The organism is Pseudohalioglobus lutimaris, assembly GCF_002866825.1.
Classification (GTDB): Bacteria; Pseudomonadota; Gammaproteobacteria; order Pseudomonadales; family Halieaceae; genus Halioglobus; species Halioglobus lutimaris.
In genome coordinates, this window is sequence record NZ_PKUS01000023.1 from 25164 (window position 1) to 42596 (window position 17433).

At 58.5% G+C, this 17433-nt stretch carries 20 protein-coding genes; 1 reads left to right on the forward strand and 19 read right to left on the reverse strand.

The features are described from left to right. Positions 1-10: 10 nt before the first annotated feature. Positions 11-502 carry a PH domain-containing protein gene (locus C0039_RS15190; RefSeq protein ID WP_165787149.1) on the reverse strand — a complete coding sequence of 164 codons (492 nt, stop codon included), beginning with the start codon at positions 500-502 and terminating at the stop codon, positions 11-13. 124 nt (positions 503-626) lie between these two features. On the opposite strand from C0039_RS15190, the gene C0039_RS15195 reads away from it, so the two are divergent. Next, a complete protein-coding gene (locus tag C0039_RS15195) occupies positions 627-857 on the forward strand; it encodes a hypothetical protein (protein WP_101518532.1) in 231 nt (76 codons plus the stop codon). A 5-nt stretch (positions 858-862) separates the two neighbouring features. Here the strand turns inward: C0039_RS15195 and C0039_RS15200 are convergent, their stop codons facing one another. The 18 genes from C0039_RS15200 to C0039_RS15285 are packed head-to-tail and all read right to left on the reverse strand — an operon-like array spanning position 863 to position 17157. Next, entirely contained in the window at positions 863-2482 is a 1620-nt protein-coding gene (locus C0039_RS15200; protein WP_165787150.1) for a conjugal transfer protein TraG N-terminal domain-containing protein, read from the reverse strand. A 2-nt stretch (positions 2483-2484) separates the two neighbouring features. After that, positions 2485-2838, reverse strand: a complete 354-nt coding sequence (locus C0039_RS15205; RefSeq protein ID WP_101518534.1) for a hypothetical protein — start codon at positions 2836-2838, stop codon at positions 2485-2487. Next, a complete protein-coding gene (locus tag C0039_RS15210; RefSeq protein WP_101518535.1) occupies positions 2835-4154 on the reverse strand; it encodes an integrating conjugative element protein in 1320 nt (439 codons plus the stop codon). Before C0039_RS15210 ends, C0039_RS15205 begins: the two co-directional genes overlap by 4 nt. A gap of 23 nt (positions 4155-4177) precedes the next feature. Then, positions 4178-5128 (reverse strand): TIGR03756 family integrating conjugative element protein, encoded by a 951-nt coding sequence (locus C0039_RS15215; RefSeq protein WP_165787151.1) that lies wholly within the window; start codon positions 5126-5128, stop codon positions 4178-4180. Beyond that, complete coding sequence (locus C0039_RS15220; protein ID WP_165787152.1) at positions 5118-5528, reverse strand: TIGR03757 family integrating conjugative element protein; 411 nt, start codon at positions 5526-5528, stop codon at positions 5118-5120. The genes C0039_RS15215 and C0039_RS15220 overlap by 11 nt, the downstream gene beginning before the upstream one ends. Further along, positions 5521-8247, reverse strand: coding sequence for a conjugative transfer ATPase (locus C0039_RS15225; RefSeq protein ID WP_207796465.1), 2727 nt, complete (start codon positions 8245-8247; stop codon positions 5521-5523). The genes C0039_RS15220 and C0039_RS15225 overlap by 8 nt, the downstream gene beginning before the upstream one ends. After that, positions 8244-8777, reverse strand: a complete 534-nt coding sequence (locus C0039_RS15230) for a TIGR03751 family conjugal transfer lipoprotein (protein ID WP_165787153.1) — start codon at positions 8775-8777, stop codon at positions 8244-8246. Before C0039_RS15230 ends, C0039_RS15225 begins: the two co-directional genes overlap by 4 nt. Next, entirely contained in the window at positions 8764-10149 is a 1386-nt protein-coding gene (locus C0039_RS15235; RefSeq protein ID WP_101518539.1) for a TIGR03752 family integrating conjugative element protein, read from the reverse strand. Before C0039_RS15235 ends, C0039_RS15230 begins: the two co-directional genes overlap by 14 nt. Before the next feature lie 2 nt (positions 10150-10151). Beyond that, on the reverse strand, positions 10152-10991 hold the full coding sequence (locus C0039_RS15240) for a TIGR03749 family integrating conjugative element protein (RefSeq protein WP_101518540.1): 840 nt from the start codon (positions 10989-10991) through the stop codon (positions 10152-10154). Beyond that, the gene (locus C0039_RS15245) at positions 10988-11623 is read right to left on the reverse strand and encodes a PFL_4703 family integrating conjugative element protein (RefSeq protein ID WP_101518541.1); all 636 of its coding nucleotides are present in this window, start codon (positions 11621-11623) and stop codon (positions 10988-10990) included. The genes C0039_RS15240 and C0039_RS15245 overlap by 4 nt, the downstream gene beginning before the upstream one ends. Then, positions 11620-11985: a TIGR03750 family conjugal transfer protein gene (locus tag C0039_RS15250; RefSeq protein WP_101518542.1), complete on the reverse strand. Its 366-nt coding sequence runs from the start codon at positions 11983-11985 to the stop codon at positions 11620-11622. Before C0039_RS15250 ends, C0039_RS15245 begins: the two co-directional genes overlap by 4 nt. Before the next feature lie 2 nt (positions 11986-11987). Beyond that, positions 11988-12386, reverse strand: a complete 399-nt coding sequence (locus tag C0039_RS15255; RefSeq protein ID WP_207796466.1) for a TIGR03745 family integrating conjugative element membrane protein — start codon at positions 12384-12386, stop codon at positions 11988-11990. A gap of 24 nt (positions 12387-12410) precedes the next feature. Beyond that, positions 12411-12662, reverse strand: coding sequence for a DUF3262 family protein (locus tag C0039_RS15260; RefSeq protein WP_101518543.1), 252 nt, complete (start codon positions 12660-12662; stop codon positions 12411-12413). 10 nt (positions 12663-12672) lie between these two features. Then, on the reverse strand, positions 12673-13341 hold the full coding sequence (locus tag C0039_RS15265; RefSeq protein ID WP_101518544.1) for an IncC plasmid conjugative DNA transfer DtrJ family protein: 669 nt from the start codon (positions 13339-13341) through the stop codon (positions 12673-12675). Then, positions 13338-15383 (reverse strand): type IV conjugative transfer system coupling protein TraD, encoded by a 2046-nt coding sequence (gene traD / locus C0039_RS15270; RefSeq protein WP_101518545.1) that lies wholly within the window; start codon positions 15381-15383, stop codon positions 13338-13340. The genes C0039_RS15265 and traD overlap by 4 nt, the downstream gene beginning before the upstream one ends. Further along, a complete protein-coding gene (locus tag C0039_RS15275) occupies positions 15376-15930 on the reverse strand; it encodes a DUF2859 domain-containing protein (RefSeq protein ID WP_101518546.1) in 555 nt (184 codons plus the stop codon). Before C0039_RS15275 ends, traD begins: the two co-directional genes overlap by 8 nt. Beyond that, positions 15920-16471: a lytic transglycosylase domain-containing protein gene (locus C0039_RS15280; RefSeq protein WP_133126017.1), complete on the reverse strand. Its 552-nt coding sequence runs from the start codon at positions 16469-16471 to the stop codon at positions 15920-15922. Before C0039_RS15280 ends, C0039_RS15275 begins: the two co-directional genes overlap by 11 nt. Then, positions 16453-17157, reverse strand: coding sequence for a TIGR03759 family integrating conjugative element protein (locus C0039_RS15285; protein WP_101518548.1), 705 nt, complete (start codon positions 17155-17157; stop codon positions 16453-16455). The genes C0039_RS15280 and C0039_RS15285 overlap by 19 nt, the downstream gene beginning before the upstream one ends. Positions 17158-17433 lie beyond the last annotated feature (276 nt).

Genomic DNA, 17433 nt, shown 5'->3' on the forward strand with positions numbered 1-17433 from the left:
ACAGATACCCCTAGTCGAACTCACGCACGCCCTTCCGGACACGCTCAGCTTCTACTTGCCGCCTGACCATCGTCGCCACATCCATGGGTTTCGGGATTGCCCTCACCATGAGCGTTGGCGTGGTCTTATCCGAGGAATGGATACAGACATTCCCCAGCCCCACCAGCCGCAACCAGATCGGTTCGAATACCTGGGTATCCTTGATCCGGTACAGCTCCAGATTGTCCGTCAGCCGATTAAGCACCCCATGGGAGGCCGTCAGCTGTTCTGCGGATAACTGGTAGCGGATGCACCGAATCTCCAGATACTTCCACACTATCAGCATCAAACCGGCGGCCCAAACACCGTGTGCGATCTTTTCCGACCACGGTATTCCGGCCCCCAATCCAGTAAAGGCGACAACGATACCGATCACTAACGCTATACCACCCACCGCGAAGTAAAACGCATTGGTCCACTGTGACGGTCGCCACAACTGGTCAATTTCAGTACCCGACTGCATGAGATTTCTCCTTTGAAAACCCGGGGTTACAGGCGCTGGCCCAGTGAGCCAAGCGCCTATGCATCGCCCTGCCGCCGTTCGTGCTATCATCAAAGGCGAATAGCCCGATACGGGGGACAGAACGATGGTCCAGAACACTTTGATTGCCCGAGCTGGCCGAGGCCTGCTCGACTTGGTTGCGCTGCTGCTTCGCGGTGCAGGTGCGCTGTGCGCGGCATTTGGTTCCTTGCTTATCACCCTGTTCTCGCTGTCCGGCGATCATGAAGCTGATCAGCTCTCCGAAGACCAACGGATCATCCGCGATTCCGATACCGACGGAAGTCGTTCTCACCTGTACGATCACAAGCTCTACTAAGCGAGTCATCCTTTTCCCTTGGTCGCGAGTTTCGCGGCCACGGCCCCCCCCGCGGCCCCTGGAGTTCCAACGCGTCCGCCAAATTGACCGACCTGCATTCCTATGTCATTGGCTGTAATGCCCGCCCAGCCCAGTGCCGTCAAATACATCATGGGAAAAATGAGGTAGAGGAACCTACTCACCCACAGGATGATGCCGCTCTGCACCGGATTGGCGACGGGTTCGAACACACCGTATCGACTGCCTTCCGTCATCAAAGCCATCAGGTGGTTGTCCATCCAGAACGCCACGCCCCACAGGTAGGACAGGAAGTGCAGGCCGAAGTAGATGATGGAGAGCGTCATAAGAGTCGATAGCCGGTACTGACTGAAGATCAGCAGGAATGGCAGCACAATCACCATGATCATCAGGATCAGGGCCTGGAACATCCCGATACCCTGCCGGATCATGTAACCCTCACCGATGGCCTCGGGCGCTTTGATCGCGGCGCCGGCGGCGACGACGGCCGTTCGGCCCACGTCCTGCACAAAGTTTGCGCCCAGCGACAGCGTGCCCAAGGCGGCCTGACCCCAGGTGCCATGATCGATCGACTGTAGTGATCGCTCCGTCGCATTGACCCGATACCCGGTCGACATGGGCAGGTTGACTGCCAGACTCTCACTCGCTCGTATCACTGCAAGGTACTTTCTCAGAAAGACGTCCTCACGCTCGGAAATGGCCAGCGCGGTATCGGTAGACTCCGACACCAGGTTGTCAGCGTTGTACACCATGTCGTTCAATAGATCCGGGTCGATAGAATCCAGTACCCGCCTGCGCAAACCTATACCCGCATCGCCCCACCATTCGGTACAGACCGGATGGCCACCGACAAAGGCGTCGTCATCGAATCCCGCGTCTCGCACCGCGTTGAAGGGGAACAGGGCTTGTGGCTCCGATGCGTAATAGCGGTTATAGAAGCCCGCCGTGGTCATAAAATACTCCGATCCCAGCCAATTGGTTTCCTCGATCTGCGCGGGTGTCATCGCAGTGGTATCCATGCGCATCAGTCTGGATTTGGACCGCCGGTAACAGTCGTCGGTAAACTCGGCCAGTTCCTGGCGCAGACTGGGATCATCAATGCGGTCTTCGGCCAGGCGATACTCGACATTCGCCAGTTCTGGGGCGCAGGGGATACTGGCCACCGACGCCGCAGTGACCGACTTGCTAAGGGTATGCATTCCAGCCCACCAGATCGGTATAGACCCGGTCTCACCGGCAATCGTGGCCAACGTACGATCATAGGTCGTATCGGTCGATGTACCGTCGATCGTTGCGGCCACCGAGCTACAGCCTAGCGTCGGTTTCACATAGCGCATGTCCGCCAGCTGCACATCAATCACCGGAATAGCGGCGAAGACGATCACACCCAGCATTGCGTAGAAATCAGTTTCTATCTTTTTAAGTGACTGGATCGCCGCACTGCCTTCGTCATCACCAGCGCGATGGCTCGACATAATATTGCCGATCACCATGGTGATGATCGGGATAAAAACGATACCGGTATCCACCAGGACCGCCCAGACTTCCTTGTAGAGAATCCAGGCAAACAGCGTGGTGACGAACTCAAGATAGCTGGCTACTCCCACGACTAGGCTCCCAATAAATGGCTAATCAGGATGATGGCCTCGGCCGCAGCGAGGCTCCCCATCATTCGATTGCGCATACCAGACCAATGCAGGTGTTGCGCCTTTCGGCTCTCGCCTTCGCCCCAGAATAGCCACTGGCCCACCCGCTCCCAGCACCACCACAGCGCACACCAGACTGCCCAGCGAACCAGTGTCAGGGTGATCCGCCAGGGGCCAATAGCGTCATTGACCTCGCCCGTCCAGTTCCCGGGCGTCAGCGGGTCCGTCTCCGCCATCCAGGCGATGCCGGTGGTAATCACCATCACGCCAACGAGGGCAAGGAGTATCAGCAGTAAGCGCTTCGTCGTGGCCGTCATGGGGTCACCGAGGCCCCCTCTTCAAAGTTGCTCGCCGGCGGCGACTCGACAATGGGCACTTGTGCGCGGACCTTGTCCCGCATCAGCAGCTGCACAGCTGTATTGGTCGCCACCCGATCCCGTACCTCGATCTCGAACAGCATGTTCTCGATCTCTTGTTCCAGGTCCGCGACGAATGGCGTCAGATCCTCTTGCGCGATCTGCAAATTGGCGACATTAGGTTCTTTCATGCCGGAAATCAGCGCACGGCGAGCAATCATGGCCCGCTCCATAGTGCGCGAGAGTGCCATCTCAGCAGACAGCCGGTTGATCAGCACCATCTGCTCATGCTCATTTTCTTCTCGGATGGCTTCGATCACGCGCCGACTGATCAGCATGCCCGGGCCACCGGAAACGGCCTCCAGCTCCGCGGCCGTCGGCGCGTCGTTCGACAGCACCAATGCCTCCAGATCTGTCGCGATCAGAACCTGTTCGATACCGAGCTGATGATTCAAGCCCATGCCTGGGCGGGCGCTAATCTTGTCGCAGGCTTCACAGGTGCGAATCTTCTTCTCACCTATGACATCGATGACCCAATCAGACATCGCGGTGGGGTTGGGCCAATACTCACAGATCGGCGCGTCGGCGCAGCTTGCCGCCATGCTGGTGTTGTTCGCGGGGTTGCGCTGAAGTAGCTGGTTATAGCCGGCCCTAACGGTATCGCCCACCAGCTCAATGGGAGCCTGACCGCGGCCCCCGCGCTGGGCACCTTCCACCCAGATCACACCCGCATCAATGCCAGCGGTATCCGCACTCGTCCGAGTCTGCAGGATCTCACTCCCTGCTGTGGATTCAGCGCCCCAGTAGCCACCCTTGGCGACCGATTCCCAACCGTTATGGGAAATCGCTTCGTCCATCATGCCTACGATCTCTTCACATGACGTTTGCGCCAGGTGAAACTCTTCGGAGGCCTGCAGGACACCGTTCTGCAAGAGGTCATACAGCGCCGGGTTGACCTTCTGGATCACCAACGCCGGCAGAGATGCTACTGCGCCGGTCGCCGCACTCATCACGTTGTCCATCAGATCCGAAAATGAGCCCTTGATGCCCTGTAGCTGCTCTTCTACCGACAAGCTCATGTCAAAGTTGCCGCACATCAGATCCGTGTTCCATGCCACGGAACCGCCCAGCTCAAAGGTCTGGGGCCGGTTGCTGGCTGACCGCGTGACGGGCTCGCCGCCACCCAGCAGATAATAGAACTCATCATCGACTGCAAAAGTCTGCTGCTGCCCCAGAACGAACAGGAGGATACCAAGGCACAAAGTCAGTCGTTTCATTTTCTTATGCACAGAGGGTTCCTTCAGAAGTGGAAGATCAAGACAGCACCTTCCTGCTCACAGCAGGTATAGGTACGCCAGAGCTGCCAGGCATTGCCGTTTACCGCGTTAACGCGGCTGCGGTAGGGGTCGGTGATACTGGCGGTGTCGTTGATGTCCGGCAGCACACGACAGGACATCACAGACGGCACCAACTGTTGCCAGAGGTAATCAGTGCTTTGGCTGGGGGGCCACTGTCCTTGCTCCGGGGAATACCAAAAATCCAGCGGGGTGTAGACGTGAGGCTGATGATCCTGCCGCACGAAATGTGCGGCCCGCTTGGCCCCCACCAAAGAGGCTTTGTAATCGTGCCCTTGTCGTACAAAGCCAATACGGGGGTACAGACCGGCAAACACTGACGTGCCCGCGCGAACGCTGGTCAGCAGGTTGGCCATGGTCCAGGGTGTCTCGACCACGGGATCACGCCAATTCGGATCCAGCGTACTGATGAAGTACGGGACCAAGGGCCAGGTCAGTGGTTTGCAAAACGGGATGCTGCCGCCGCCACCGGCGGCCAGGTGATACCCCAGAGTGCCGGGGCTGCCGAACACCTCGGCGTTCTTGAACTTCAGCGCCTGTTCGCGATTCGTCAGGCCGCCCTCTTCGCTAGCGCCACCTTCCTCCGCAAAGGAGGTCGGTGATACAGCTCCCTGCGACTCAGGCCAGGGGCTTTGGCCCAGAATTGGGTAAGCATTCACGACCGCTTCCGGTATACGGTGACTGACCTTGATCGAGAAGTCGAAATCACAGCCCGCGGTGGTGCAGGTCATCCACACACAGCCGCCGACAACCTGGTAATCAAGACAGGCCAGATCGATGGCTTCGCTCATGATTTCGCCGGTCGTGATGGTAGCGGTATCGGCCTGGCCAATCGGCATGTGTAGGGACAACAGGAGCAGGACACCGGCGAAGCCTTTGGCCATCTTAGCGCGCATCGCGGTACCTCGCGATCTGGTCGACAGCTGCAGCCACATCGAAGACGCCGTACACCACATACTGCTCATCGACGAGGATGGCGGGGAGCTTCTCGATACCGTGCATCCAGGCCACTGTGGTTGCTTCAGCGCTCTGGCGCATCCGGGCGATCGCCGCCTGACCGCGAGGGGATTGGATGATCAACAGCGCCTTGTCCCTGGCCGCTGCTTCACTGCCCGGGTGGGGGAAGGACAATCTCCGGAGGGCATTGTCAGCATGGTCCAACACAAACAGGCGATCCGCCTGATCGACATGCTGCAGAGGAGGCAGACGATCAGCCGTGAATACCCACACGGTACCCTCGGCGGCCTGGGCCGCCAGGGTATGTATATATAGAAGGAAGAAGAGCGCGCTACGCATCACGTATGCCCCTGGCGACATCGATTTCCTTAGCAACCTGAATGGCGGCTTCAACCTCGCTGATACCGTGCTCCCGCATCAGCGCCATACGGTGGGCTTTCTCGTGTTTCTCGGTCTGGGCCAGTGCCAGCATCAGGCTGGGTGGGACGTTTCTGAAAATGCTTTCAGTCACCTCGGACATCACCACACCCTCGGTGTACTGGCCCGGCGCCTTGCTGGCCGACAGAAGCATGTCCCGCTGGGCATCATCCACGCGTCGAAAGCGGGCTATCGCTTCCACTTCTTCCTTGGGCATCACCAGGCAGAGCCACCACTCGACCATGTTCAGCATCTTCTTGGCGGCGTCCGGATAGTCCTCCATGTTCTGGGTTGCGCTCCAAAGCCATGCCCCCAGCTTGCGCCACATCTTCACGATCTTGACCAGAAACGGTGCTAGCAGGGGGTTGGTCGTAACAATGTGGGCTTCATCAATGGTGACCACGATCTCGCGCGCGCCGAACTGGTCCCGCTCCGCGATGTTGTTGATCATGTTGAGGCAGCTCACCACCGAAATCGCCAGGTGTGCCTCGTAGCCTTCACGGGCGAAAGTCGCGAGATCAATAATCGTGACATCGGCCTCTTTCCAGGCCGTACCGGCGTTATTGAAGAGCTCACCAGAAAAACCATCACAGAAGAGGCCGATCGCATCGCCCATCTCCCGGAGCCTGCGGCGGACATCGGATTCGTACTCATCACCACGCGACATGGTGTAGAACGCATCACGCACGTCCTGGGTCAATGTGGGCCTGCCCTGCCGCTGGGTGATGGCGGCTGCGGACAAAATGGCATCGCGAATCATGCGCCGATCGGAGCGCGTCATGCGGGCCGCTTCCCTCGCCTCGCCGCCGGTAATCATCAACTGAGCCACGATCTCCATCTCGCCCATGATGTCCCGGCTATCATCTTCGTCCATGTCCTCATCGGGTTCGAAGACCGGTCGCTCATCGAGTACTGAGTGGGCATCTTGGAAGGGTGACAGGGACACTCCACTGCCGGGTTTGAGCGCAACACGATTGACGGTCAGCCCCTGGGACGCATACCAGTCCCCCAACAGGCCAAAACTGTTACCTGCCTCAATAACGAACAGCCTGGGCCGGTGTACGGCCATGACATGGGCCAACATGCTCACCAGCGTGGCGGACTTGCCCGCCCCGGAAGGCCCCAATACCAGCATGTGCGCATTTTTCTGCCGATCAGCGCTGTTCAGGGGATCGAAGTACAACGGCTCCCCACCCCGATTGAACATGGCGATCCCCGGATTGCCGGTGCCACGGCTGCGCCCAAACAGACAGGAGAGATTGGCGATGTGCTGGACCACGGTAATCTGGGCGCCCCGCCAGCCTTCCCGGGCATCCCGGTCCGCATCATAGACCATGGGCAGGTTGCGAATCACCGCATCCAATGCAGTGAAGTCATCTCTGGGAGCTATCGCCCGGAAACCATAGTTCAGCAGTCGTGATCGAACGGCATTGGTACGCTCATCCAGTTCCCGGATCGTTTGTCCCCTCAAATAGACCGCGTACTGTGCCCGGTACATCTTGTGGCGCTCACCCAGGATCTCCCTCGCTCGTATGCAGTCCTTGCGGACCTGGATGGATTCGGAGTTATCACCGATCGCCGACTCATCGATGTCGTCGATGTGCCCCTCGAGCGTATCCTGGGGGATGACGACAATCGTGCTCGCGAACACACTGCCTGCGGGCAGCATGTCCATCAGGGCGTTGGTGGCATCGCCCCGCTTGGTTTCACCGGTGACATGCCCTACAAACGGTCGCCTGCGGATGCCGTCGATCGAGATACACCGCAGGGCGCTGGCCCCGAACCACCAACACCCCTGTTCTTTGTCGCTGCGCGGGTAGTCATAGAACAGGCTCTCGGCGAATTGGTCGCCGTAGGGCAGTGTATCGTCCTGGGTCCGCGTGGCCGCAAGAAAAGCCTTGCGATCGCCTCCGAACAAGCTGGAGCTGGGATTAAAGAAATCGAGTAACCAGTCATGGAACTCTGCGCCATTCAAACGGCGCAAGCTCGCACCGGAGGGCTTCAGCGCGTGAGTGAACTTCTCGAGTACCTCATTGAGATTCACCAAGGAAGCATCGAGATCCCCGTCTTCGATGTCATGCTTACGACGGCCTCTTGCAGACACCAGCTTGCGATAGATCACCATGTAATTGCGTCGGCGCATGCCGCCCCAAGGCGCCTGGGTCACTGTGTTATCGACAAAGAGGCCTCCCTCACGGGTGATCCCCGTATAGTGCTCGCGCAGTACCTCCATATAGGCAGCGGTGTATTGCGAGTCGCGCGCATCCGGTGTGGCGTAATCCCGTATGCGATCCACCATACCCTCGATCTGGGTATCGTCGAAGGTGTAAGTCTGGATGATCCAGGGTGAGCGGTCGTACTCCTCGAAGGAATCGGCCAGTGCCTCCTCGAGCGTGTCGCGTACCGAGGCCAGGTGCTCCTGCGTCCTGCCCGCTGTGCCGATGGGATTGATCTCGAACACAGCCCCCACTGAACGGCCATCCTCCAGCAAGACCGCTTCGTGGTCATCGAGGTACTCTACCCAAGGCAGAAAATCGACAAAGGACCGCTCGCGCTTATATCCCTGATCCGCCTCGCGTCGAGTCAGGGGCTGTTTCTTGATAGGAACAGGCTGCGTATCGATTTGCTGCTGTGCCGTCACTGAACGCCCTCCTCAGCCTGCGGCTTGGCCGGCGCTGGCGTCGAGAGCAAAGCCTCCCCCGGGAGTCGGTACTCCACCCGCTCATACAGTGGTACGACGGTCGTGTAGCCAGGAATCGGGGCACGCGTCCGTGTGGCCAGGTGCGGATACACATAGATCACCAGGTCAGGATTTTCCAGCCGTGGGAACAGGTTATCTAGTTCAGTCTGCGTGGTGCGGGTGTACTCGACGTAGTCCAGGGGCTGTGGCGCCGGATCACTGTCTATTTGACGGTAGACTGCCTTGGCATGCTCGGTGAGCTTCTCCTCGCACGTCTTGGCGTCCTCTTCGAGCTCAAGGCTCCCGCATATCGTCTCGGGGTCGAAGGTCTCCACGACCGGCGCTTCGACCTCATCCAAGGCTTCACGGTAGATGTCCGCCATTTTGCGCTCGGATGGCAGCAGGATCGTCTCCTGCGTGGCGCATCCACCAAGGAGCGCCATACCCAGGAGTGTCGCTAGTTTAATCTTGTGGGTATCAGTCCAGTTCACGGTAGCCTCCCGCTGCCAGGGCCGCATGGTTGGTCTTGCGGCCGTTGGGGTCATAGTCGATTTCGATTTGTTCGGTGATGTGCATGGCGACTTCGGCGCCTGGCGGCACGTAGATCGCGTCAAACTGCTGAGCCTGGCGCTCGTCGAGCCAACGGGCGACTTCCATGGAGCCATCGGCAATAGAACGACCCAGGATGTAATCTGAGGTGGAGCCATCTACCACGGTGTTCACCCCAGTACCGCTGCCGTCAACACTGGTGATCTGAGTGGTCTGGCTTGCCGCCGCGGCCTCCGCCGCCGCTGAGGCGGTCACGACCCCCATACGCTGGGCAAGGTAGGTATAGGCATTGGTGATGCGTTCACCCACAACACAGGGGTTGCCGAAGGCGTCCGAAAGCTCGCCAATCTTGATATCCCGCTGACTGGCCGTCCCTTCGTAAATGTCCTGAGCCTTGGGCACGGTACGGATCGTGCCGTCCTGGAACACGAAGGTCAGGCTGTACAGGTCGCCACGCACGCAACCGAGGGTCCAATCCCCCACGGCTCTGCCGCTGGCGATGGAATAGGCGACATCCGGTAACTCGATGCCATTGGCCATCAGGTTCTCTCGGCCGATGATCACTTTAAAGCTATAGGGATCCGTCACCTGGCCGCCAAACGGAACACGGCCCACCAATGCGGTCATCGCCGTCGATTTGACCAGGGTGGCGTTCCGGGGAATGGTGAAGTACGGAATTATGGGGTCTTCACCGCCACGCCGGCCAGCTATGCCGGGCAGCTCATCCAACGCAATCCTGCGCCGTAGGTCACTCTGGGCGTTGTCCAGGGTATCGAGGAGGCCTTCCTCACTGCCCTCCTGTCGGCCCAGGGGCTGAATCCACACGGTTTCACTCGGCTCGATAGAGCCTGCGGCAACCCCCAAACCGCCAGCACCGCGCTGTGACTGCGCATGCGCGAGTTTGCGCTCGGCTTCTTCCAGCCTACGCATCATAGACGCATACTCCGCTGAGGCCTGCGTTTGCACCTTCTGCTCTGCCTCGGTGAGCTTGGACTCCATACGGCGACCGATGGCATGCTCCATCTTCTGCAGGTCGGCGTTATCCTCCCGAAGCGCCGCATTGTCCTCGCGCAAGGTCGCCATGCCGTCTCTCAAGCTGCGTACCTCACCGATCAGGGTAGCCACCACGTCTTTCTCGGTATCCCCTTCGATGCCCAGCCCAGCCAGCGCCGCCTCGCTAAGCTGCTCACCACCACCCACATGCACGGCATCATTGGATACCGGACGGTCTTCCTTGCAGGCCTTTACGCCGATCAAGATGGCAACCAGAAGCAGCAGCACCGCGCCGTACTGCACAAACTTGTTCTGTCCCATGCTCAGATCCCCCGGACGACGGAGCGGATCGGCTGATCCGTCACGATAAAGAGGGTGGTCCGATTGCCAGGCCTGCCGCGCGGCTCGAGCTCGGTCTCAAAAAACGTGCTGGCCACGAAGTGCGGGGCTACACCGTTACGCCGAGCGCTGGTGGAGTGGCGCACCTTGCGGTTATCCAGGATCATCCGGTGGCTGTGCTCATTGGTGACAATGAACGCCGTGACATACAGACCATCAGCGGCCCAGGCCTTATGGGGCTGAACCACCAACCCTTTATGCCTGCCCTGGTCGTAGAGTGCTGTCAGATTGCCCTGCAGACCGACGGGTACGGGGCGCACACCCGGGACCGGTGCCACTAGCCTCGCGGGAGAGTACAGTTCTTGTGCCGCATAGCGGATCAGCTCAAACAGGGTTGCGGGGCTCTGCGCCGCACCACCCGCTCGCGCCGCGCTCGCTTCACCACGAGGCCCTGTGTCGGACAGCACCAACTGTAGGGGGTCCATGTTCGCCGGCGGTGATTTCTCCACCCGGGCGGCCACATCGAAGAGGATGAACTCACCACTATCGAGACGCACTTTGATGCGTTTGGGGTCGAACGGCTCCAGGGCGGTCCAGTAGGCCGTACCGCCTGTGACTAGGGTCCGAAAGACATTGGTATTGGAGAGCTCCGGCGGAAGCCCGACCGCGCCATCTTGCGGCAGAATCACCATCTGCTCTACACCGACCACCAGATCCACATTGATGGGCGTCTTGCGCCAGGCCACTGTGGCGGCGTTCGCCATACCGACAAACAGTGTTGCGGCCAGCATGCTAATTACATACCTATTTATTATCGTTCTCATGCCGATTCGTCCTCCGCAATTTCAATCCGCCGCGGCGCCGCGGCATAACAGTCCAGTGCCAATCCCCAGGGGTTGAGCTCCGGATCGACGTCATAGGACACCACGCTGATGGGGAAATGAATCAGGCGGTCTTTGACCCGTTCGCCCCGATAGGTCTCTTGAACATGCAGATCCAGGCCCACCACCCAGCTGTCATTGGAGGTCGCCTTCACCCGATGCAGGTTGTACCCGCGACCGGGGATCTCCCACACGGCGCGGGAGCGTCCATTGAGTTCATTGTTGCGGTTACGCGCGTTGTAGTCGGTCAGCCGCTCTTCAAAGCACGCAGGGGTCATGTAGTTCTTAAGCGTGTGAATCCGCTCGAAGTAATCGTCCTGGCCGTCATTGGGCCAGCGATTGAGTTGCTGAAAGATATAGAAGGTGAAGCCGTAAATGTTCGCCTTGGGAATCTCCCCCAGCTGTTGTTCTGCCCCCGTGCTCAGATCCGGCGGGTAGTGCAAGGTAATCGAGCTCGGCGCCCTCGCCCACCCGGTCAGAGCCAGAACCAGAAGCAGCACCAGAACCAGCACGGCACCAAGCAGCAGCTTGATCATGTTGTCCTTGCTGTGGAGTAAATTATCGTAACGGCTCACTTGGTCCTCCAACGTTGTATGTCCCAGGTGCGGCTCTCGCGGATAAACACCTTGCTCGACAAGCCGTGATCCTGGAGCCAGGCACTCAAGGCCAACATGTGGTATTGCTTGGGCTTGCCGCGTTTGATGACGCGGAGGCGTTTGCCGGCCAGCCACATGCTCAAGAACACCATTCCTGCCACGCAGGCGAGCGACAGCAGTGCCTTGCCAATGACAATGCCCACCAAAAGACAAATAGGCGTCCAGATAGCGAAGAAGATCATCAGCGAAAGCTTGATTTCAGAATTGGTCATCGATAGGAATACGACCGGCTCCTCGTTGAGCCGGTCAGGTATAAACTCGATGTCGCGACGTGCGTCCATGCCTAAAGAATCGCAGCCGCTTCAGTCAGCAGGAAGACGACAAACACCAGCAGCAGGACGCCTGCCCCGAAATTCATACCGAGTTGACCCCATGTCCCCTTACCATCTTGCACCTCACCGTAGGCACCGATGACATTGCGGCTAACCGCAAAAAACGCCAGTGTGGCAAGAGCAAGGCCTAGGAATATAAAGATGTCGTAGGCATAGTCCTGCATCAGCTGGATGTAGTTGCCGGCGGTGCTTCCCCGCGTCGGCGGCGCAGTCGTCGGCAGCTGTGCCATGGCAGGCACCGTGGTGAAGGCAAAGGTCACCACCGTTGCGGTCACCTTGCGGTACATATTGCGCAGTGGACCGGTTGGTTTGGTCTCTGCCCCCAGGTTCTCAATTACTCTTTCAGTCATAGAAGCGTTTCCTATAAAGGCTAGTCAAAGTGCCATGACGGCGATCACCATCATCACGATAAAAGCCGCGCGAACGATCTTGCCGGCGGCATCCGGCACCGAAGTACCTGGACTCGAGAGGCCCTTGTAGCTGCTAATCGCTACCCAGGCCCACCAGGTCAGGATCAGTACGATCCCAACGGAAATAATGAACACACCCACTTCACCCGCATCGAAGCTGGCACCGGAGTTAGCGGCGTTGAACGCTGCATTCTGGTCGGCATCCATCAATGACATCCGGTCCTCCTCATAGAAACTTCTTGAAGCGGCTGGTGGCGATATAGATCATCAAGCCGGTGAACAGCATGGATGGTGCGAAAATCACTGCTGGGCGTAACGAGAACGGCAGCATCAGGTAGATAGAGATGGTCAGCAGCAAACTGGGAACGATCCAACGCTTGGCTTTATGAAAAACGTAGGAGCTCTCGTGGCCGCCGGTGTACTTACGGATATCGCGGGCTACCAGGCCGTCGTAGAACGCTACCAGCGCCACCAAAAGAAAACCCGGCAATACGAACAGACAGATCGTCAGGCGCAAGAGCACCAACTTGACAGTGTTGATGCTCGCGGCCAGGTAGATATTCATGCCGTTAGCGCTGAATACAGACCGCCACAGGCTGTCGAACTCGCGAGTCGCGTGTTCCGACACTGACAATGGGGTCAGCGCCGTCATCGGAAACTGGTCGATAGCTTCGATATAGGTTCTTTCCCTGACCAGCAGCGTCATGGCGTGGTTGTTCGGCCACCAGCCCAATGCGATCCCCAGACATTCCACGACCACCGACACACCTACCGCTATCAACATGGCGACGAGCAGAGCGGATACCATGCCGAGCAGGCGCGTCAACGGCCCTCGCTCGTGAACCGCGGGCTTCTCTTTTTTTACCGGCTTCTGTACCGGGCGGCCCTCGCTCATGCGACCTCCCAGGGGGCAATCGGACTGGTTTGCGCCCAATCCTGATTGTTGGCAGAGACATAATCCCCTTTCATGCTGTCCACCATGCTCTGCAAGCCGGTGGGCAAATCCTTGTCGTCGTCAAAGAGGGGAAGCCTGAGTTTGTAGAGGCGACCGGCCAGCAGGGCGAAGGCATGCCCCTTGGGCAGCGCGTCCAGATCCCCGGTGTGAATCATGGGAACACGCTGGCTTGTTATCCTCTGGCGGGTGTTGGACACAAAATGGATATCAGTCTCTGGATTGGAGCTATCTGTCGTGCCGGATTCCAGCATCAAGTGATTGATTTCCACGTCCTTCAGACGCGTCGTCAATAACTCCGCCGTTGCGCGCTCTTTGACACGCAGCATGATCAGCGTCCCCAGGTTACCGACGACCTGTCCCGCGCGCGCCTGGGAGTCGAATCTGGCAACGATGTCCGACAGGGTTTGGGTATAGGCTGTCAGTTGGAAGCCGGCGCCACCGGCTTTGTTTGCTAGCGGTACAAACTCCCGTCCAACGAGTTCGTTGAATTCATCGGCATGTACAGAAATTCTGGGCGCGGAGCCGCCCGATTGCCTCTCCTTGTAGAGACTGCCGGCGACTGAGGTCAAATCCGCAAACATCGCGTTGCCGACTGCCGACGCCACATCCGGATCAGAGAGTGCGTCCAAACCGACATACACAATACCGCCACGTTTGATCACCTGGCCCCAGTTCAGCCGGTTATTGGCCGATAGCTCTTCGTCTGAAGGCGACAGAAGCTGTGCAGCCGGACCGGACGTCAGTTTTTCCAGCAAGGGGAAGAGACTCGCCACCAACTTATCGAAGTGCGATTTATCGTGCTCGAAAGTCTTGATCAATGAATTGGCCGTTTGACTGTCCAACTCACTATCGCGATAACATTCGACGCTGGCCCAGGCTGTCCGATCCCGGCCTTTCAGTTGCGGCGGTAACTTAGCGTCACTCGACACGAACGCTTCTACGCGCTGTTCCCAGCCATCGATACTTTCCAGGTCGGCCACATAGGCGAGGTAACGGGTCAGTAGTCCATCGATGTCAGAACCTGAATCCAGCAGATTCTGGTAGTTGATCGGCTCCGACATATCGTCCAGCGCCTTGGCGATCACGTTGACGTAGCGCCAGGCGAACTCTCGAAACGCCGCGGAGTTACCTTCATTCGGCAGCTGCCCCGCGATACGCGTCGCCACCTCAGTTATCCGTGAGTAGGAGCCTACCGGGTTGTAGCTCACTGATTGCTCAGGAAAGCCCAGGTGGAACACTTGGAACTGCCCTTCCCTGCCCGCTCTTTTCGCCTCTGTATAGAGCCTGGCGAGCAGATCGCCGTCACCCTTGGGATCGAAAACGATCACGACATTGCCGTTGCGGATATCCTGGGTGGCTATCACCTCAAGCAGGCGGGTTTTCCCCACACGCGTCGTTCCCACCACAAAGGTATGGGCCACGCGTTCCGACTGTCGTACGTGGATTTTCCGCTCTTTCTCGTAGAGACCTACCGCATGTAGCGCAGCATTGCCCTCGACATAGGGCCGAGGCGGAAAAGGATTCAGCAGTGACTGCGTATTCAGCGGCGCAACAGACCAACGACCCAATGCGTTGCCGATGCCATCGATGAGGCGTCTCGCGGTGCTTTGCACTGGGCCAATATGGTGGAAATGCGCATATTCCGGTCGTTCCAGATCAGCCCTACGCTGGGTGTGTTTGGCGGTCCATTCGAACCCCTTACCGAGAAACAGCTCCTCCTCATCCTTCTTTATACGTGCAGGATTAATCTCGTATGACGGCAATACGTGCAGGCGGCGCTGGTACTTCTTCAGCTTCACACAATGGGATGCGAGCCATAGTGCCCTGGCCAAACATAGCGCACCCACGGTGTAGCCGACACCGCCTGGCATCATGAGGACCTGTGGTGCACTGATCGCCACGATACCCATCGCGGTGTTGGTGACCACGGAAGACAGTTCCACCGGCGGTCTCAGCAAGGCTTCTATGGGCTGATTACTCATGCACACCCTGCCCGGCCACATCCGGACCCACTAAGACCACGGGATAGAAGCGCACACCATAGCCCTGCGCCAGCGAGTCACCCTCCATTAACATCAGGTCGATGCCGGCTGCAGCTGCACTATCCTTCAGATCAATCCAATCTGACTTATTGGAAGCCTCGATGACGATGCCTCTGGCGCCGAGGCTTTCGAGTCCCGGGGCCGCCTCTTTGAACCAGCGCAGAGAGACATCGTCCATTCCCATCACGAACAATGGGGTGACCAGGCCATCCACAACTTTCATATCGGGTGTACCGACTTGTATGTGAGTGGGTGTGATGGGTAGCCGGTCTTCTATACTCGCTATCACCATGGACTCTTTTGGCGCGGAAATCTGGTGCGTTGAGCCCTTTCCGGCCTCAATCCGCTGGTAATACGGCTTTGCTGAGATTGTGCTGCGCCCGTCAAAAACAACCGTTGGCTGGTGCCTGGGCAGGGGTGAATCGGCATGTGTCACCCCAGGAATGAACAAGAGCGCTATCCACAATGAACACTGGTTAAGCTGCATCCGCTTCACCTCCGTTGGCCGAGGTCTTGCGGTAGAAGTGCTTCACGCGCCCGCGGTACTTGTCTGCGATGAGTCGATCCTTCGCCCCATCTGCGGGTCGGTGATAACGCCCCACGGCCTCCCACCAGTCGCCCGAACGGTCGTAATGGGTCTTGAGTATTTGCGCGCCGATTTTGACGTTCACTGCAGGGTCAGTGATTCGCCATGGCGATCCCAGTTCACCGAACTGCCAGTACCAGTTGATCTGCATGGGCCCGACATCGATCATCATCTCGCCAGTGCCTAATGCCGCCATCAACCCCTCGAACATGGCCTGGCGATCGTCAAATCGCCGCGCCTCACCGGCCACGTTCAATGTCCAGGGCCAGGGGGCGAACGAACCCTCCTTGAGCATGCCCGATTCCGCAAGCGACATGGCATAGATCAAACGGGCCGGGACGCCTACGTAGGTCGCGACCTCCTCGAACAGGGGTTCCACAGCCTTCGCTTGGGCGGGGCTAACCAGTGTCATCAGAGCAACCACTACAACTCGCGCGTCCACTTGCCGCTCCCCGATTTGCTATAGATCGCCGGGAACCTGGCCAGGTCCTGAAACTGGCTACCATGGTTAACCGTCGCCCTACCGGTTTTTAACGCAGCAATCAGTGCTGGCTGCGTAGATATCCATCGCCTCAACAGATCATCGTCGCCGGCTGTACCGACCACATGGACATCAACACCCTCGGTAGCTTCGCTGAGCATCTCGTGAATCCGCTCACTCAGGAGCGAACTGCATTCATCGCACTCCGGCGTGACAATCAACGCATAACGACTGGCACCCCGAACAGCGACCCTCGCCGATGAGGGCGACCCAATTCGAGGCGTTTCGGGGTAGAGCCGGGTCCAGGCGTTATCCACTGCCAATTGAAAAGCCAGCTCCTTGCGCGTCCTTTCGAACTCTGTGCGGACATACAACTCCGCATAATGCTTGCGCTCAGCAGCAGTTTCGGCGCTGACGCCAAGGGCCGTGATGGGATCCAGCCCCGGACTCCAAATCCCACGACGATCACTCATGATCATCAGGTACTCTTGCCACTGAGCCTCCGTGAGCCCCCATTGCGCAGCTTGCTCACTGACTGATTCTCGGCTGCTTTCGATAATCTCTACTTGCTTCGATGCTGGCTGTGCCCATAGGGGACTGACAATGAGTCCCATGACGACAAGCAGGCTTGTTTTGGTAAGACTCACCGGAAAGTCCTCCGCTTGTAGTACCGGTTTGACATGTAGTCCCTATCGGGATCGAAGGTGCTTGCCTGTAGCTTCCCCCGGCTCTTCACCTGCAGTTCGTACTCCCTGCTCCTGGGCACCCTCCCCTCCCTGATCCAGCCACTTACGTTCTGCGTCGAGGTATTACAGATTTCAGCGAGGCGCGCGGGGCTCCAGATAGCAAGCACATCATCAATGTCCATCCCGTCTACCGCCCGAAACGTCCGTATTGCGCTGGGCAACTCAGCCGGATTGGCT

Bases quoted from the DNA above. Each gene is read 5' to 3' on its own strand.
- C0039_RS15235 (WP_101518539.1), bottom strand. From the start codon at position 10,149: ATGGGACAGAACAAGTTTGTGCAGTACGGCGCGGTGCTGCTGCTTCTG.
- C0039_RS15255 (WP_207796466.1), bottom strand. From the start codon at position 12,386: ATGACTGAAAGAGTAATTGAGAACCTGGGGGCAGAGACCAAACCAACC.
- C0039_RS15240 (WP_101518540.1), bottom strand. From the start codon at position 10,991: ATGAGAACGATAATAAATAGGTATGTAATTAGCATGCTGGCCGCAACA.
- C0039_RS15210 (WP_101518535.1), bottom strand. From the start codon at position 4,154: ATGAAACGACTGACTTTGTGCCTTGGTATCCTCCTGTTCGTTCTGGGG.
- C0039_RS15195 (WP_101518532.1), top strand. From the start codon at position 627: ATGGTCCAGAACACTTTGATTGCCCGAGCTGGCCGAGGCCTGCTCGAC.
- traD (WP_101518545.1), bottom strand. From the start codon at position 15,383: ATGAGTAATCAGCCCATAGAAGCCTTGCTGAGACCGCCGGTGGAACTG.
- C0039_RS15260 (WP_101518543.1), bottom strand. From the start codon at position 12,662: ATGTCATTGATGGATGCCGACCAGAATGCAGCGTTCAACGCCGCTAAC.
- C0039_RS15220 (WP_165787152.1), bottom strand. From the start codon at position 5,528: ATGCGTAGCGCGCTCTTCTTCCTTCTATATATACATACCCTGGCGGCC.
- C0039_RS15215 (WP_165787151.1), bottom strand. From the start codon at position 5,128: ATGCGCGCTAAGATGGCCAAAGGCTTCGCCGGTGTCCTGCTCCTGTTG.
- C0039_RS15250 (WP_101518542.1), bottom strand. From the start codon at position 11,985: ATGGACGCACGTCGCGACATCGAGTTTATACCTGACCGGCTCAACGAG.
- C0039_RS15275 (WP_101518546.1), bottom strand. From the start codon at position 15,930: ATGCAGCTTAACCAGTGTTCATTGTGGATAGCGCTCTTGTTCATTCCT.
- C0039_RS15265 (WP_101518544.1), bottom strand. From the start codon at position 13,341: ATGAGCGAGGGCCGCCCGGTACAGAAGCCGGTAAAAAAAGAGAAGCCC.
- C0039_RS15190 (WP_165787149.1), bottom strand. From the start codon at position 502: ATGCAGTCGGGTACTGAAATTGACCAGTTGTGGCGACCGTCACAGTGG.
- C0039_RS15205 (WP_101518534.1), bottom strand. From the start codon at position 2,838: ATGACGGCCACGACGAAGCGCTTACTGCTGATACTCCTTGCCCTCGTT.